Here is a 14172-nt window from a genome sequence, read left to right on the forward strand (position 1 = left end):
CGCGGGGGCTGCTGCCGTCCGCTCAGCGGCCGCGGCCGTTCTCCCGGTCGGCATCGTCCTTCCCGCCGCGGTCGAGGCCGGTGAACTGTCGCATGAACGCGTGGTAGGCGTCGGCCCGGACTCTGGCCGACGGCGATCGAACACCTTCGGCGATGTGCTGGGGGATGTCGCCTGCGCCGGCCCGCCTGGACTGGTGGTCCCGCAGTCGTTCCCGGTGATCGTCCGCCCAGTCGTCGATCGCCCCCTTGCGGGCGAAATGAAACGCCGCGCCCAGCAACGGCATGAGGAGAATCGTCGTCAGGATGACGCCGACGTCATGCAGGAGCACCCCGAAAACCAGCACGAATCCGACCACGAGGCCGGCCCTGAACAGACCCCTCCGAGTTCTCCCGCGGTCGGCCCGGGCCTCCTCGGCCCACGCGCGCACGCGCCGCAGCGGAGGCTGGTACGCCGCGCCGAGCCGTATGACTCTCGGCAGCCAGCCTGCGTACGCCGCCAGGGTCAGCGTGACGAGATACCAGGAGAGCCTCGCGGCGATGTCCGGCCGGACCCAGCCCCACATGATCCAGGCCACCGGGATCGTGGCCGCGCCCCAGGCCCCGAGCCACAGCGTCGCGCGGACCACCGCTTCCAACCGGGCGGCGGGCGAGAGCCGCCGGCCCTCGTAGTCGGCCCACTGCCGCTGCCGCAGAGCGGAGGCGGAGTCCAGCGCGGTCCGGGTCCGCTGGATCTGCCGGTCGGCTTCCGCCTGCCGACGCCGCTGTTCCGCCTGGGCCGCGGCGAAGGCGGCGAAGTCGGCGCGCACGAGCCATCCGACAGGGGTGTCCGAGCCGCCGTGCCGCGCGCGCAACCAGTCGTACCACTCGATCTCACCGGTGGGGGGTGGCGTCACGCTCTCGCGGCCGGTGCGCAACCACGTCCTGGCCTCCGCGTAGGGCAGAAGGGCCGCCAGCAGCAACCCGCGCGCCCCGCTCCCGGCCCATTCCCGGGCTTCGGGCGGCAGCCCGGGAACCTGTACGGCCAGCCGCCGCCATGAAGCCCAGACCTCGTCCCAGGCCCGCTGCGTTCCTCGCAGCGCGCTCAGCGCGGTGAATCTGGAGAGGGCGTCCAATAGCCCGCCCTCGCAGAGGTCGCGGTAGAGCTCCCATTCGGGGCCGCCTTCTCCCAGACGACCGATCCTGCATGCCTCGGAAAGCGACTCCGGGGTCACCACCGTCCCTCGCCAGACGGCTTCTCCCTTCGGATCGAGCCAGCCCAGCAGGTGAAGCAGTTTCAGATCGGCCGGGAGTCTGTCGTCTCGGAGCCGATGGTCGATGAGTTCGATCTGAGCGGTCAGGTCATCGGCGGTGAGACCGTCGAGTTCGTGCAGCCAGGCGAGAAGGCTGAGCCAACCATCGGAGGCCGCGCCGGTCGCGACCGCGCCCTCGAAGAACTGACGCCTCGCCGCGGCCCAGTTGCCACGGATGGCGGCGGCCAGTTCTTCTCGGGTCGTGACCGCCACGCCCGCGAGGACCAGCCGGCGACGCTGCGGCGCCGGCTGGTGGATGTGATTGATCTGGACGTTGCGATCGCCGAGTTGGAAGGGGGCCGGGCCGTGGAAGACGTTTCCCGACACTCCGTCTCCGCCTGGTTCGGAGTCGCGGGTCATGCCCTCGGCCCGAAGTGGTTGTCCTGACGGTTGCGGTCCCCGACCTGGAATGCGGTCGGTCCATGGAAGACGTTCCCCGACACGCCCCCCACTGATGCCTGACGAGCCTGGTCGGCGATGTCGTTCAGTTCGCGGGCGACCCGTTCGCGCTCGGCCTCGCCGAGGCTCTCCAGCAGCATCTCGAATCGGGCCGTCCAGGACGCCTCCTGCCGTGCCCGTATCAGCGGCGCCTCCCCCGGGGCGAGCGAGGCGAGATCCGCCGCGGTCTGATCCAGCCGCATCAGTTCCGCCTGCTCACGTTCGGGATCGTCGCGGCCGAGCACCTGCGCCACCCGCTGCCGCACAATCACCCACCCGTCCGTGCCCGCGGCCTGCACCACCGCGGTGCCGCCCGCCGCGGCCACCGCTGCCAGCCATTCGACCAGCATTCCCGGCCTCCTTACAAGATTCGATGACACTGTATATCTGGCCTTGACGAGGTCGCCGGATGTCCCGATATACAAATCGACCCGGAAAACGAGGCCGCCTGGTTCAGATCTGAACCGTCATCGCGCCGTCGACCCCCCGGAAGCCGAACCTTTCGTACACGCGGCGGGCGGGGTTGCCCTCGGTTACCACCAGACCGATCATGGTCAGACCGTCCGCGGCTGCACTGACCAAGGCGGTCGACAGCATGAGCGCACCGAGACCACGTGGCGACTGCTCCGGGCGCCGGAACACGTCCGCGATCCACGGCCACGGGTCGTCGCAGCGGCGTCCGGGCCGATGTCCTCGATCGCGTACGCCCAGGGGAGGTTGTCACGGACGCCTTCCCCGGTAGCTCATGACCGGGATGCCGGCAGCCGGTGAGGCTTCGCCGCTCGTCGCCCATACGCCGAAGGAGCGCGCGGCCCCGGCCCGGCGGACAACCCGTTATCGGTTCGCGAGCACGTCGCGGAACGCGATCGGCTTACGGCCGAGCAGCTCCCCGAGGGCGGGGCCGACCTCGGCGAACTCTCCCTGACGGCTGGCCTCGAACATACCCAGCAAGAAGCGAGCCTGCTGCTCGGGCACGCCGCGCGCCACCATGCCCGCGACCCACTCGTCGTCCGGGACGATGACGCGGGTGATCTCGCGTCCCGTCAGGTCGGAGGCGACCGCGGCGACGTCCGCGAGGTCGAGTGACCTGGGACCTGTCAGCGGCGGGGTGATCCCGTCGAGCCGGCCCTCCTGGGTCAGTGCGACGGCGGTCGCCTCGGCGAGGTCGGCGTGGGCGGTCCAGGAGACCGGGCCGTCCTCCGGTGCGACGAGCGTGCCGGTCTCGAGCGCCTGACCGGCGAACTGGAGTGCGGTGGTGGCGTAGAAGCCGTTGCGCAGCGCGGTGAACGCGACCCCGGCTGCGCGCAGGTCCTGCTCCGTCTCAGCGTGGGACGGCATCGGAAGGAAGGGGGAGGCCGGGTTCGCGCCTTGATCACGATCCACTCCTTGCTATCGCTGAGATCGGTAGAACGCTAACACTGGAAAATCGGTGATAGCAATAAGCTGATATCGTTGGAAGCATGAGTGATCCGGAGAGCGAGACGGCGAGCGGCCGCGACAGGACGCGGGCGCGCATCGTGTCGGTCGCGGCCCGGCTGCTCGCAAGCGGCGGGCGCGACGCCCTCTCGACCAGAGCGGTGGCCACCGCGGCCGGGACGCAGGCGCCGACGATCTACCGGCTGTTCGGCGACAAGGAGGGCCTGCTCGACGCGGTCGCCGAGTATGGCTTCAGCTCCTATCTGCAGGACAAGAAGGCGAGCCCGCCCGCCGGTGACCCGGTCGAAGGGCTGCGCGCCGGATGGGATCTGCACGTCGGCTTCGGGCTGGCGAACCCCGCGTTGTTCTCGCTCATGTACGGAGACCCCACGCCGGGACGGCGGTCGCCCGCCGCCGTCGCGGCCTTCCGCATGCTGGGCGAGCGCATCCACGCCATCGCCGCCGCCGGCCGGCTGAAGGTCGGCGAGCGCCTGGCGGCTGACCTCGTGCACGCCGCGGGCTGTGGCACGGTCTTCACGTTGCTCGCACTGCCCGAGGAGCGGCGCGACCCGCGCCTGTCGGAGGTGGCCCGCGACGCGGCGATAGCCGCCATCACCACCGACGCCCCCGCGGTCGAAACCCCCGGACCGGCCGCGGCGGCGATTGCATTGCGCGCCGCGCTGCCGGACGCCACCGCTCTCACCGACGGCGAACGCCACGTGCTCGGCGAATGGCTCGACCGCCTCGCCGCGGACGGACCCGGCTGAGGTCCCGGCGCACGGCCGGAAACAAGCGGGCCGGGGTCAGCGGGCCGCGACGGTCTCGGCGTATTCGAGCAGGAGCGCCCGGCGCAGCCGGGCCAGGTGCGTCCCGCCATCGGTGGACGACGAGCTGTAACGGTCGACGTCGTGGATGGCGCGCCAGCCCGGAAGCCGATCCCGGACGACTCCCAGGATGCCGATGACCGGCGCGGAGGCCGCGCCACCCGAGGCGGGCCGCAGGATGGCCGGCCCGGAGGTGAGTATGGCGTCCACCTGGGCGTAGCCGTCCTCTACCTGGCGGGTCACCTCGTCGATCGCCTCCTGCCTGGTGCAGCCGGCCTCATGGCGGAGCACCCTGACGAGGTTGTAGGGACTCCCGGCGGCCTCGTCCTGATCCAGGGTCCGCAGGTCGTTCTCCGCGAGCACGGTGGCCGAGCCGAGGTCCAGCAACCGCCGCAGGAGCGGATGGTCGCGTACGGACGGCTCGAACTCCCGGCCACACGTGATCTCGAAGGCGTCCAGGAAGACGGGCACTCCGGCGCTCCCCAGGCGCAGCGGGACCTGGTCGCGCAGGCTGGGGACGAACCCGCTGAGCCGGTGGCATGCCTCGCGCTCGGCCGCGTCCAGCCAATCGAGCAGGTGGCCGATGGCCCGCCTCCGCCACGAGGGCGGCTGCACCAGGCGGATTCGTTCCCATGCCTGGGCCAGAGCCGTGGCGAACGCTCCGCCGGTCGGCGGGGCGTCGTCGAGCCCGCCGATGAGGTGGGAGAGCCGCCGGCGCAGCCGGGCGGCCTCCGCGTGGTCGGCGAGACCCGGCTCGTCGAAGAGGTCGTCGAGCACGACGCATACCAGCATCCACCGGGCCAGGGTTTCGAGCTGCTCGGCGTCGGCGCCCGGCCACATCAGTGCGGTGGCCGCGGCCAGGCCGTTCCATCGAGGGTGGCGGGTCTCCTCCCGGGTGGCGGCCACCCCGGTGTCCAGCAACCACGCGTCCAACCGCTCCTGCACCACCCGGACCAGGACGTCGCCGTGACCGGAAGCGGGGGCGGGATCGGGAGAGGGCACGGGCACGGGCACGGTGACGGCAGCCGGACCGGCCTGTCTCACGGAGCCCATGACCGACCGCACGTAGTCGGCCAGCGCCTCGCGTGACGCCGGATCGCCGACGCCGTGGAGCCGCAGGAGAGCCGCCTCCGCCTGCTCGTCGGCGACCTTCCGGGCTTCGTCCACGACTCCGCAGGACAGGACCAGTTGCCGTGCGCGCTCGGCCTCGGCCGTGGTCAGGCCGCGGCGGAGTAGCCGGGCGAGTGCGGGTTCGCGGTTCAGGGCCCTGATCACGGGGAGCGTGTAGACGCCTTCGACGACGTCGGAGTTGGCGGGCTTGCCGAGCTCCCCGGCGGTGGAGGTCAGGTCGAGGATGTCGTCGCGCACCTGGTAGGCGATGCCGAGATGCCAGCCGAACCGCGCCATGGCCTCCTCCGCCTCCCGGTCCCGCCCGGCCTGCATGGCGCCCAGCCGGCAGGCGAGGGACAGCAACTCGGCCGTCTTGGCGCCGGTCACCTCCAGGTAGGCCTCCTCGGTGCGGGAGAGCAGGAAACGGTCGGCGGTCTCGGCGATCATCCCCGAGCAGATGTGCTGGACGGCTTCGGCGGACACCAGCGCCTCACGCTCGCCCAGCTCGGCGACGATCCGGCTGCCGCTGATGAACAGGAGGTCGCCGGCCAGGACCGCCAGGCGTGTTCCCCACACGCTGTTGAGGCTCGGTCTGCCCCTTCGCTGCCGTGCGTCGTCGATGACGTCGTCGTGCTGCAGCGACGCCATGTGCAGCAGCTCGACGGCCGCCGCGGCCTTGACGGCGCGGACGTCGGCGGCCCGCTCCGGGCCGGCGAGCAGGTAGTACGACAGCAGCGCCAAGGTGGGCCGGATCAGGTGGCGGTGACCGGTCGGCTGCCTGGTCAGCGCCGTCAGATCGGCGCGGCTCGGCACGTCCGCCAGGCCGACGATCTCGCGCACCCGTTCCAGATCGGATTCCAGGGCGGGAAAGGCACGGGAGACTATCTCAGATGTCATGGATGCTCCTGACAGGGGATTCAGGGGGAAACCGTCGCCGGCCCGCCCACCGGCTGGTGTACGCGCGTGCGGCCGGCGAAAGCGGAGACACCGAGGACCACTGTGCCCAGCGCCCAGCACACGGCCGGGGCGACGGCGCTCCAGGGCACCGTGTCCAGACCCACCGCCGCGACAGCCGCCTGCATCGGCCCGTAATCGGGCAGGTAACGCACCAGGGTGTCGGCCGCGGCCGGAGTGGCGAGCGGGCTCTGCAGGGCCAGATCGACCGAGCAGATCACGGTGACGAGGACCAGACCGGCCAGGTCGCTGGTCAGCACGGCGGCCAGCACGATGCCGATCCCTCCGTAGATCAGCGCCCCGCCGAAGAGGGCGGTGGCGAGCAGCAGGGGCTGCGCCGGCCGATGGGTCAGGCAGATCAGGCCGGCCGCGTACATCGCGACGCAGAGTGCGACCACCACCAGGGCGGTGAGCTTCGCCGCGATCAGGCACAGCCGGGGGAAGCCCGACCGCACCAGCCGGCGATCGAAGGCCGCCGAGTTCAACGTGGTCACGAACATCATGAACCCGGTGATCAGCGCGAGGATCTGCAGCGCCCCGGCGAGCTGGTTGAGCACGTTGGCCGGCAGGGTGACGACCCGCTCCGCGGCGCGTACGTGGAACGGGAGCGCGATCTCCAGGGACAGGGCGTAGATGAGGATCGCCCACACCGGGATGAAGACCACAATGATCACGAGAGCCAGCCGGTTGCGTAGATGCTCCACGAACGTCATGCGCACAGCGGTGGCGTAACAGGCCCAGTGGCATCTCATGCGGCACCGGTCCTGTCCGCGACCCGCAGCACGCCGCCCTCCAGCCGGTGGAGCGCGTCGAGGCGTGCGGCGTCGTACGCGAGGTGGGAGACGACCAGCACCGAGCGGCCACGCCCGCGCAGTTCCTCGGCTAGGTCCCAGAACCGGACGTACGTCTCCCAGTCGAAGCCCTGGTAAGGCTCGTCGAGCAGGAGCACGTCCGGGTCGTGCATCAGGGCCAGGACGAGGTTGAGCTTCTGCCGGGTCCCGCCGCTCAACGTGGCGGGGCGGGCCCGGCGGGAGCCGGAGAACCGCAGCGCGTCCAGCAGTTCCTCGGCTCTGCGCAGGCTTTCCAGGCCGTAGGCGACCTGGAAGAACCGCAGGTGCTGCTCGACTGTGAACGCGTCGTGCAGCACCGTCTCCTGCGGGCAGTGACCGACGCGCCCGCCGTGGCGCACCGACCCGCCGTCCGGCCGCAGGTCGCCCGCGAGGACGCGCAGCAGCGTGGTCTTGCCCGCGCCGTTCTCCCCGACGATCCCCACCAACCGGCCGGGTGGCAGATCGAGATTCACCGCACGCAGGACCGGGCCACCCCGGTAGCCCTTCCGTACGTCCCGCACCCGCAGCACGGGCTCATCCGACGGCATGCGCCACCTCCCTCGACCCGGTCCCACCTGACTGCGCTACTTGGATGCGTCGCTACTTAGTCGCTACTTAGGTGTGTCGACGGCGATGAACGCGACCGTGCCGCTGCCCTGGACGCTGCTCACGCCCTTGCTGGAGCACTGGCCGATGTCCGAGGTGGGAGCGGCATTCCCGGCGATCCGCTTGCCCTTCAGCTTCCCTTCGGTGACCTCGCCGACCAGCATCATGTCGCCCGGGTTGTACGAGGCGATCCCGTCCATGTTGGGGCGGATCGTGGAGGTGCCCAACGTCTGGCCCTGGGCGTCCTTCCAGGTGACCGTGCCCGTGCCGGTGACGTTCTGGACACCGGTGCAGGACGCCTGGGCGCTGCCCTGGAGGGTGACGGTCCCCGAGCGGATGTTGGGGAAGCTGCCGTCGGGCGAGGCGCAGTCGGTGAGTGTCAGGACGCCCCGGGCCGTCACCGTGCGGGCCTCCTTGCCCACCGCCGGGTCGGCGGTGATCGGCTGGGCGCTGCTCGTGCTCATCGCGCACGTCAGCACGGTGTGGCCACCCGGCTGCTTCGGAGAGGGGTCGGCGACCGGCCTGGTGCTCTGGCTGCTGCCGCTCGACGCGCCCTCGGCGACCGACGGGACGACCGTCAGGGCCAGGCCCAGCACGCCCGCCGCGGCGGCGCCGAGACCGCAGGTCAGGTATGCGCGAGATCGAGAAACGTTCATGAACATCCCCCCCGAGTGATTGCTGTCAGCAAACTATCTATCACACTCAGTAACGAGCGGGGGTGGGTCGGCTCGGGATCAGTCCAGCCGCCGTCAACGCCGACGGGCGGTGTGAGCTGCTTCGTTCACACACTCTGGGGCAGGCGGAACAGGCGGCCGGGGTCGTAGGCCGCCTTGACCTGGGCCAGACGGGTGGCGTTGGCGCCGTAGTACTGCTGCCGCCAGTTCTTCAGTTCAGGGTCGATGTAGTTGACGTACGCGTGGTCGCCGAGGTGCGGCCGCATGGCGGCGTGGGCGGCGCGGGTCCAGGCGGCGGCGCCGGACATGTGGGCGTAGTACTGCACGCTGAACAGCGCCTTGCGGTGCGGGAAGGCGGTCGCGTCCGGGTGCACCCGGGCGACGGCGCCGCCGAGCGCGTCGAGCAGCACCGAGTGCCGTCCGGGCGCGGCGACCTGGGCCAGCAGCGCCTTGATCCCGGCGGACGACAGCGGCGTGTAGGCGAAGTGCGACTTCGCGGTGAACGAGTCGCGGACGAGCCTCCCGCTCGGGTTCTGCCCGGGGAGCGTGCCGGGGCGGTGGCACTGCGCCACCGTCAGCGACGAGCAGCCCGCCTCCACCATCATCGCGTGGTCGTAGGCGGAGACCGCGACATAACGGGTCTTGGGCCCGGAGCCGATCCGGTCGACGAGCTTCTGCAGCAGGTTCTCGCACGCCGTCCTGCCGCCGAGGTAGATGCCGCCGACCATCACGTCCGGGGACGGGTCGTGGTTCAGGTGGCAGTTGGACCACAGCGCGTCGGGGGCGGACGGCGCCCACGCCTGCCACGCCCTGAGCACGGCGGCGGCCTTCGACCAGGGCCAGTGCAGGAAGAACAGCGTCACCTGACGGGTGGCGTGCGTGCGGAACGTGAACGACGTCGCGACGCCGAAGTTGCCGCCGCCGCCACCCCGGGAGGCCCAGAACAGGTCCGGGTGCGAGGTCTCCGAGCAGGTCAACGTCTTCCCGTCGGCCGTGACGATCTTGAGTGACTCCAGCACGTCGCAGGTCAGGCCGTACTGCCGCGACACCACCCCGATGCCGCCGCCCAGCGTGAGACCCGCCACGCCCACGGTCGGGCAGGAGCCCGCCGGGATGCTCACCCCGTGCGCGGCCAGCTTGGCGTACACGTCGACGAGGCGCGCGCCGGCGCCGACCGTGGCGTGGCCGCCCGCGTACGCCACGCCGCTCATCCGCGACACGTCGACGACGAGCCCGGCGCCCGTGGACCAGCCCGCGTAGCTGTGGCCGCCCGACCGGGAGGTCACCGGCACGCCGAAGCGCCGTGCGAACGCCAGGCACTCCGACACGTCGGCCGGCCCCGTGCAGTACGCGACCCCGGCCGGCCGTACGGAGTCGAAGGCCGAGTTGAACACGTGGCGCGCGTTGTCGTACGACGCGTCGCCCGGCCGGATCAGCCTGCCCTCCAGCCCCCGGCCGAGCGCGGACCAGTCGGCGGGACGGGGACCCGCGGCGGCGAACGCCATGCCCGAGAAGGTGCCGGAGAAGGCGGCGGCCCCGGCGAGGGCCGAGACGCGAAGGAAGCTCCGTCTGTCGATCATGGTCGTACTCCCGAGGTGGTGATCTACCTCGTGAGACGCGCGCTGATCTGGTCCGGTTGGTTACAGTGTCATCACTTCGTCCCGTGTGTCGTGTCTCACTTCGCGCCGACCCGCAGGGCCAGCGCGGGGCACATCTCCACCGCCTTCTGCGCGTCGCCGAGCAGCCACGAGGGCACGCCGGTGTCCATGAACACCGGGAAGCCGTGGTGATCCAGCTTGACCAGCTCCGGCACGAGATGCGCGCACAGGCCGTGGCCCTGGCAACCAGCACGACCACGATGCCCGCGCCCAGCTCGCCGCCCGCCTCCTTCGCGCCGCGCCGCGACAGGAACGTGCCGTACGCCGCCTCGGCGGACATCCAGGTGCCGTGAGATCCGCCGAGCAGCAGCCCGTCTCCGATCCTCGCTTCGCACAGGGTCAGCACGTCGGCCAGCGGCACCCCCGGCGGGGCCTCGACCACCGCGGGGGCGCCCACCGACCCGCCGACCGTCAGCAGGATCGTCCCCGGCTCCTGCACCGTGCCCACCGCGGCGTACTCCTCCGGCCCCAGCTCGGCCAGCACGGCGAGCTGGGCGAAGGTCTCGGTGTTCGACAGCAGGGTCGGCAGGCCGTACACGCCGCTGTCGCCGGAGCGGACCCTGCGGCCCGGCGGCAGCCCGATCTCGCCGTTGACGGCGCGGACGAGCGCGCCCTCGCCCGAGACGAACCGTTCCTCGATCGCAGCGACGCGTACGAGCCCGGTCAGGCCGCGCTCGGCCACGGCGGCGGTGACCGAGGCCTCGGCCAGCTCGCCCGCGCCGACCGCGACCACCACCTCGCGGGAGCCGAGCGCGCTCGCCGCGAGCAGGGCGCCCTCCAGCACGAGGTGCGGCGCCCGGGTGAGCAGGGTCTTGTCCTTCAGGCTGGCGGGCTCGCCCTCGGCGGCGTTCACCAGCACGACCGTCTCGCCGTCCCGGGCGGACACGGCGCGCAGCTTGCGCGCGAACGGGAACGCGGCCCCGACGCGGCCCCGCAGGTCCACCTCCTCGGTCATCGAGATGAGCGCGTCGACCGTCTGGCCCGGCAGCCGGTCGTGGTACTTGTGATGGGCGTTGAGGTCGAGCCGGCGATGCTCGTCGAGCCCGGCAAGCTGTCGACCGCGAACGACGGCCCGCCCGGCACCGAGTAGGCCAGCGTCATGCGCAGTTGCGGGATCGCCCGGGTGCCCGCCGGGCAGGCGCCGTTCCGGCCGGGGAAGACGACCTGGGTCCGGTGGTTGGCGCTGTCGGTGTTCTGGCCGTCCCAGCAGCTGGGGAAGTCGAGCACGCGCAGCACCGGGCTGCCCCGGGGACAGAGCGGATATCTGCCGGTCAGCCGGTTCGTGAAACCGCTGCAGGTCCACTGGGCGCGGGCGCCCGCACCGCCGTTGGTGGCGGCCTTCGCGTCTCCGGTGATGAGCCGGAGGAACCTCGGCATCGCCACGACCCTGCTGACGGGGTTGCCCCGGAACTGCAGCATGACCGACCGGGGGAGGAGGATCGTGCCGACGTTGCCCTCGGCCGCGCCGCCCGGCTCCTCCGTGTGTCGCGCCGGCACATCCTCTCCAGCCACGTCCTGCCGGCTGCGCAGCACCGGCCAGAAGTACGTGGACCTGTCGCCGAGCCGGCAGGTCGTGCCGCCCGCGGCGAGGCTCTCGTCGGTGGAGGACCCGTTGGTCGTGAGGTTGCCGACGTAGTCGTGGACGTGGTGCGCGCCGTTCGACACCCCGGGCGCGACGATGTAGTTGTCGGAGTTGCGGTGGCCGTTCTCGTTGCGTCCGCAGCGGGAGGTGAACGAGCCGCGCCCGGCGCGTACGCCGCCGTCGCCCGGCGGCACCTGCCGGATGTCGGTGAAGTCCTCCAGGGCCGGGCCGACGTCCTCGCACCCCGCGCCCTGGACGGACGGATCGCAGTGGTCGGCGAGGGCGGGCCGGGCTCCGCCGGTGAGCGGGCTCAGCGAGCCCCCGATCAGCAAACCACTTCGTACGGCCCTGAAGGAGAGGGGGGTGGCCAGCTGATGTCCGCGTCGTCGCCGCACTTCGACGTGGCAGAGTACGCCCTGGGAGTGCTGGACGACGACGAGGCCGAGGAGTTCGAGCGGCACCTCGCGTTCCGCCCGCCCCGGTCAGCGCCTACCCCCCGTCAGTGCAGGGCCGCCGCCGGGAGGCCGAGCAGCTCTGCCAGTGCGCGTTCGCCTTCGGGGGTGACCTGGACGGCCCGGGTCGAGCCGATCCGCACGCACCACCCCGTCTCCAGCGCGTGGCGGCACAGCGCCGCTCCGGCGAGCCCCGCCAGGTGCGGCCTGCGCTCGGAGCAGCGCCAGGCAGAACCGCGCCCGTGTCTCGTCGGCGAGGAGCGCGGCGAGTGCGGCCAGACCGGAGGTGACACGCCCGGAAGACGGCCTGGAGGGCGTGGACGGCATGGACGGCATGGCCCCAGGATGCGGCACCCACGTTGCGGTCGCGACCGAAGAGTCCGTGGCGACGCAGGCCGGGCGGAACGCCGGGCCGTCCGGCTCGCGGAAATTTCGTTATCGGGCGAAACGTCCTGGTCCTAACGTTGGCCGGGTGAGAACCGGAACGCGCGTCGACCGCAACCAGAAGCTCCACCGTCCTGCGGCTCGCGCCGCCCTCGCCGCCGCGGGGGTCACGGTCCTGTTGTGGGCTTCGGCCTTCGTCTCCATCCGCAGCGCCGGAGAGGCCTACTCTCCCGGAGCCCTGGCCCTGGGACGGCTCCTCGCCGGGGCCCTGGTGCTGGGCGTGATCACGCTGGTTCGCCGGCCGGGATGGCCGGCCCGTGCCGCCTGGCCAGGGATCGTCTGCTCGGGAATCCTCTGGTTCGGCGGCTACATGGTCCTGCTGAACTGGGGTGAGCGGGAGGTGGACGCGGGCACGGCGGCGCTGCTGGTCAACATCGGGCCGATCCTCATCGCGCTCCTCGGCGGCAGACTGCTCGGCGAGGGTCTGCCGCGCCCGCTGCTCGCCGGCATGGCGGTGTCGTTCGCCGGCGCGGCGGTCGTCGGGCTCTCCATGTCCGGCGGTGGCCGTTCCTCCCTGCTCGGCGTGGTGCTGTGCCTGCTGGCCGCGGCGGCGTACGCGGGCGGGGTGGTCGCCCAGAAGCCGGCGCTCCGGCACGCGGGGGCACTGCAGGTGACTACGTTCGGCTGCCTGATCGGGGCGGCGGCCTGCCTGCCCTTCGCGGGGGTCCTCGTCTCCGAAGTGGCGCACGCCCCGCTGCCGGCGACGCTGAACATGCTCTATCTCGGCGTCGGCCCGACCGCCGTCGCCTTCACCACCTGGGCGTTCGCCCTGGCCCGCACGACGGCCGGCCGGATGGGCGCGACCACCTACCTCGTGCCTGCCCTGGTGGTGCTCATGTCGTGGTTGCTGCTCGACGAGGTTCCCGGCCCGCTCACGCTGGCCGGCGGGGCTCTGTGCCTGGTGGGGGTGGCCGTCTCCCGTCGCCCCGGCCGGGCACGGACCCCCGGGTAGGTCCGGTGCGCGCCGAGTTGACGTCTGTGATGTCATGGGGTGATATCGGGTGCGGTGGTGCCGGGCTTTCGGTCAATGGGGATCGGAAGGGACGTGCTCATCGTGGAGGAGTGGCGCATGCCTGCGACGCCGTACGGCCGGGCCGGGTCGGGAGACGTGCTGCCCCCGCCGCGCAGCTTCGGCGAGGAGGGCGGGCGCCTTTCCTACGGCGGCTACCTCCGGCTGCCCGAGCTGCTCGCCCAGCAGGAGCAGCGGTCCGGGGCCAGCGACGAACTGCTGTTCATCACCGTCCACCAGGTCTACGAGCTGTGGTTCAAGCTCCTGCTGCACGAGCTGGAGCGGATCAGGGACGCGATGGCCGAGGGCGCGCTGTGGCGGGCCAGGCACCTGTTCCGCCGGGTGCACGCGGTCGAGAAGGTCCTGGTCGACCAGGTCCAGGTGATGGAGACCATGACGCCGCAGGACTTCCTGGAGTTCCGGTCGGTGCTCGCCCCCGCGAGCGGCTTCCAGTCGGTGCAGTTCCGGGAGCTCGAGTTCCTGTCGGGCGCCAAGGACCCCTCGTACCTCGGCCGGTTGCGGGGCGCGGGCGACGCGGAAATCGCCAGGCTGCGGCGTCGGCTCGCCGAGCCGACGCTGTGGGATGCTTATCTCACCGCCCTCTCCCAGCGTGGCCTGCCGGTCTCCGACGAAGAGATCATGGACTCCCTGCTGGCCGTGGCCCGCGACCGGGGATCGTACGACGATCTGTGGGACCTGGCCGAGGATCTTCTCACCCACGACGAGACGACCGCTCTGTGGCGGATGCGACACGTACAGATGGTCGAGCGCCAGATCGGGACGAAATCCGGTACCGGCGGCTCGTCTGGGGCACCTTATCTCCGGGGACGGACGCGTTTGCACTTCTTCCCCCTGCTATGGGAACTACGGGCCTGGCTTTGAGATCC

The 14172-nt window shown here is 71.7% G+C and carries 16 protein-coding genes and 1 pseudogene; 4 read left to right on the plus strand and 13 right to left on the minus strand.

Going from position 1 to position 14172, the window contains the following annotated elements:
* Nucleotides 1-22 precede the first annotated feature (22 nt).
* From OG344_RS15890 to OG344_RS15905, 4 genes are all read right to left on the minus strand, one after another.
* Complete coding sequence (locus tag OG344_RS15890) at nucleotides 23-1615, minus strand: hypothetical protein (RefSeq protein WP_405088881.1); 1593 nt, start codon at nucleotides 1613-1615, stop codon at nucleotides 23-25.
* A 29-nt stretch (nucleotides 1616-1644) separates the two neighbouring features.
* The gene (locus tag OG344_RS15895; protein ID WP_405088882.1) at nucleotides 1645-2076 is read right to left on the minus strand and encodes a hypothetical protein; all 432 of its coding nucleotides are present in this window, start codon (nucleotides 2074-2076) and stop codon (nucleotides 1645-1647) included.
* Nucleotides 2077-2179: 103 nt separating this feature from the next.
* Nucleotides 2180-2437, minus strand: coding sequence for a GNAT family N-acetyltransferase (locus OG344_RS15900; protein ID WP_405089103.1), 258 nt, complete (start codon nucleotides 2435-2437; stop codon nucleotides 2180-2182).
* A 123-nt stretch (nucleotides 2438-2560) separates the two neighbouring features.
* Entirely contained in the window at nucleotides 2561-3064 is a 504-nt protein-coding gene (locus OG344_RS15905) for a hypothetical protein (RefSeq protein ID WP_405088883.1), read from the minus strand.
* A gap of 122 nt (nucleotides 3065-3186) precedes the next feature.
* Here OG344_RS15905 and OG344_RS15910 point away from each other — a divergent pair, with 122 nt between their 5' ends.
* Entirely contained in the window at nucleotides 3187-3909 is a 723-nt protein-coding gene (locus tag OG344_RS15910; RefSeq protein WP_405088884.1) for a TetR/AcrR family transcriptional regulator, read from the plus strand.
* Nucleotides 3910-3945: 36 nt separating this feature from the next.
* Here the strand turns inward: OG344_RS15910 and OG344_RS15915 are convergent, their stop codons facing one another.
* From OG344_RS15915 to OG344_RS15940, 6 genes are all read right to left on the minus strand, one after another.
* Nucleotides 3946-5973 (minus strand): polyprenyl synthetase family protein, encoded by a 2028-nt coding sequence (locus OG344_RS15915; protein WP_405088885.1) that lies wholly within the window; start codon nucleotides 5971-5973, stop codon nucleotides 3946-3948.
* A gap of 20 nt (nucleotides 5974-5993) precedes the next feature.
* Nucleotides 5994-6743, minus strand: a complete 750-nt coding sequence (locus tag OG344_RS15920; RefSeq protein ID WP_405088886.1) for an ABC transporter permease — start codon at nucleotides 6741-6743, stop codon at nucleotides 5994-5996.
* Nucleotides 6744-6778: 35 nt separating this feature from the next.
* On the minus strand, nucleotides 6779-7408 hold the full coding sequence (locus tag OG344_RS15925; protein ID WP_405088887.1) for an ABC transporter ATP-binding protein: 630 nt from the start codon (nucleotides 7406-7408) through the stop codon (nucleotides 6779-6781).
* 63 nt (nucleotides 7409-7471) lie between these two features.
* Nucleotides 7472-8122 (minus strand): hypothetical protein, encoded by a 651-nt coding sequence (locus OG344_RS15930; protein WP_405088888.1) that lies wholly within the window; start codon nucleotides 8120-8122, stop codon nucleotides 7472-7474.
* 125 nt (nucleotides 8123-8247) lie between these two features.
* Nucleotides 8248-9720: an FAD-binding oxidoreductase gene (locus tag OG344_RS15935; RefSeq protein WP_405088889.1), complete on the minus strand. Its 1473-nt coding sequence runs from the start codon at nucleotides 9718-9720 to the stop codon at nucleotides 8248-8250.
* 95 nt (nucleotides 9721-9815) lie between these two features.
* Nucleotides 9816-9953, minus strand: a complete 138-nt coding sequence (locus OG344_RS15940; RefSeq protein WP_405088890.1) for a ferredoxin — start codon at nucleotides 9951-9953, stop codon at nucleotides 9816-9818.
* Between OG344_RS15940 and OG344_RS15945 the strand changes: the two genes are divergently transcribed.
* On the plus strand, nucleotides 9927-10091 hold the full coding sequence (locus OG344_RS15945) for a hypothetical protein (RefSeq protein WP_405089235.1): 165 nt from the start codon (nucleotides 9927-9929) through the stop codon (nucleotides 10089-10091). The genes OG344_RS15940 and OG344_RS15945 overlap by 27 nt on opposite strands.
* Nucleotides 10092-10345: 254 nt before the next feature.
* Here OG344_RS15945 and OG344_RS15950 read toward each other — a convergent pair.
* The 3 genes and pseudogenes from OG344_RS15950 to OG344_RS15960 form a co-directional block, all read right to left on the minus strand.
* Nucleotides 10346-10753, minus strand: a pseudogene (locus OG344_RS15950) (NADH-quinone oxidoreductase subunit I); the annotation flags it as partial.
* On the minus strand, nucleotides 10750-11841 hold the full coding sequence (locus OG344_RS15955; protein WP_405088891.1) for a DUF1996 domain-containing protein: 1092 nt from the start codon (nucleotides 11839-11841) through the stop codon (nucleotides 10750-10752). The pseudogene OG344_RS15950 and the gene OG344_RS15955, both read right to left, overlap by 4 nt.
* 38 nt (nucleotides 11842-11879) lie before the next feature.
* Entirely contained in the window at nucleotides 11880-12125 is a 246-nt protein-coding gene (locus tag OG344_RS15960; RefSeq protein ID WP_405088892.1) for a hypothetical protein, read from the minus strand.
* A gap of 179 nt (nucleotides 12126-12304) precedes the next feature.
* Between OG344_RS15960 and OG344_RS15965 the strand changes: the two genes are divergently transcribed.
* Both OG344_RS15965 and OG344_RS15970 read left to right on the plus strand, forming a co-directional pair.
* The gene (locus OG344_RS15965) at nucleotides 12305-13228 is read left to right on the plus strand and encodes a DMT family transporter (protein WP_405088893.1); all 924 of its coding nucleotides are present in this window, start codon (nucleotides 12305-12307) and stop codon (nucleotides 13226-13228) included.
* 75 nt (nucleotides 13229-13303) lie between these two features.
* Nucleotides 13304-14167, plus strand: coding sequence for a tryptophan 2,3-dioxygenase (locus OG344_RS15970; RefSeq protein ID WP_405088894.1), 864 nt, complete (start codon nucleotides 13304-13306; stop codon nucleotides 14165-14167).
* Nucleotides 14168-14172: the final 5 nt, after the last annotated feature.

This window comes from Microbispora sp. NBC_01389 (assembly GCF_045040095.1).
Taxonomy (GTDB): Bacteria; Actinomycetota; Actinomycetes; order Streptosporangiales; family Streptosporangiaceae; genus Microbispora.

What these genes read in the sequence shown, in the direction of transcription:
- OG344_RS15895 (WP_405088882.1), bottom strand. Translation starts at nt 2,076, where the DNA reads ATGCTGGTCGAATGGCTGGCAGCGGTGGCCGCGGCGGGCGGCACCGCG.
- OG344_RS15905 (WP_405088883.1), bottom strand. Translation starts at nt 3,064, where the DNA reads ATGCCGTCCCACGCTGAGACGGAGCAGGACCTGCGCGCAGCCGGGGTC.
- OG344_RS15910 (WP_405088884.1), top strand. Translation starts at nt 3,187, where the DNA reads ATGAGTGATCCGGAGAGCGAGACGGCGAGCGGCCGCGACAGGACGCGG.
- OG344_RS15915 (WP_405088885.1), bottom strand. Translation starts at nt 5,973, where the DNA reads ATGACATCTGAGATAGTCTCCCGTGCCTTTCCCGCCCTGGAATCCGAT.
- OG344_RS15920 (WP_405088886.1), bottom strand. Translation starts at nt 6,743, where the DNA reads ATGACGTTCGTGGAGCATCTACGCAACCGGCTGGCTCTCGTGATCATT.
- OG344_RS15925 (WP_405088887.1), bottom strand. Translation starts at nt 7,408, where the DNA reads ATGCCGTCGGATGAGCCCGTGCTGCGGGTGCGGGACGTACGGAAGGGC.
- OG344_RS15930 (WP_405088888.1), bottom strand. Translation starts at nt 8,122, where the DNA reads ATGAACGTTTCTCGATCTCGCGCATACCTGACCTGCGGTCTCGGCGCC.
- OG344_RS15935 (WP_405088889.1), bottom strand. Translation starts at nt 9,720, where the DNA reads ATGATCGACAGACGGAGCTTCCTTCGCGTCTCGGCCCTCGCCGGGGCC.
- OG344_RS15970 (WP_405088894.1), top strand. Translation starts at nt 13,304, where the DNA reads ATGGGGATCGGAAGGGACGTGCTCATCGTGGAGGAGTGGCGCATGCCT.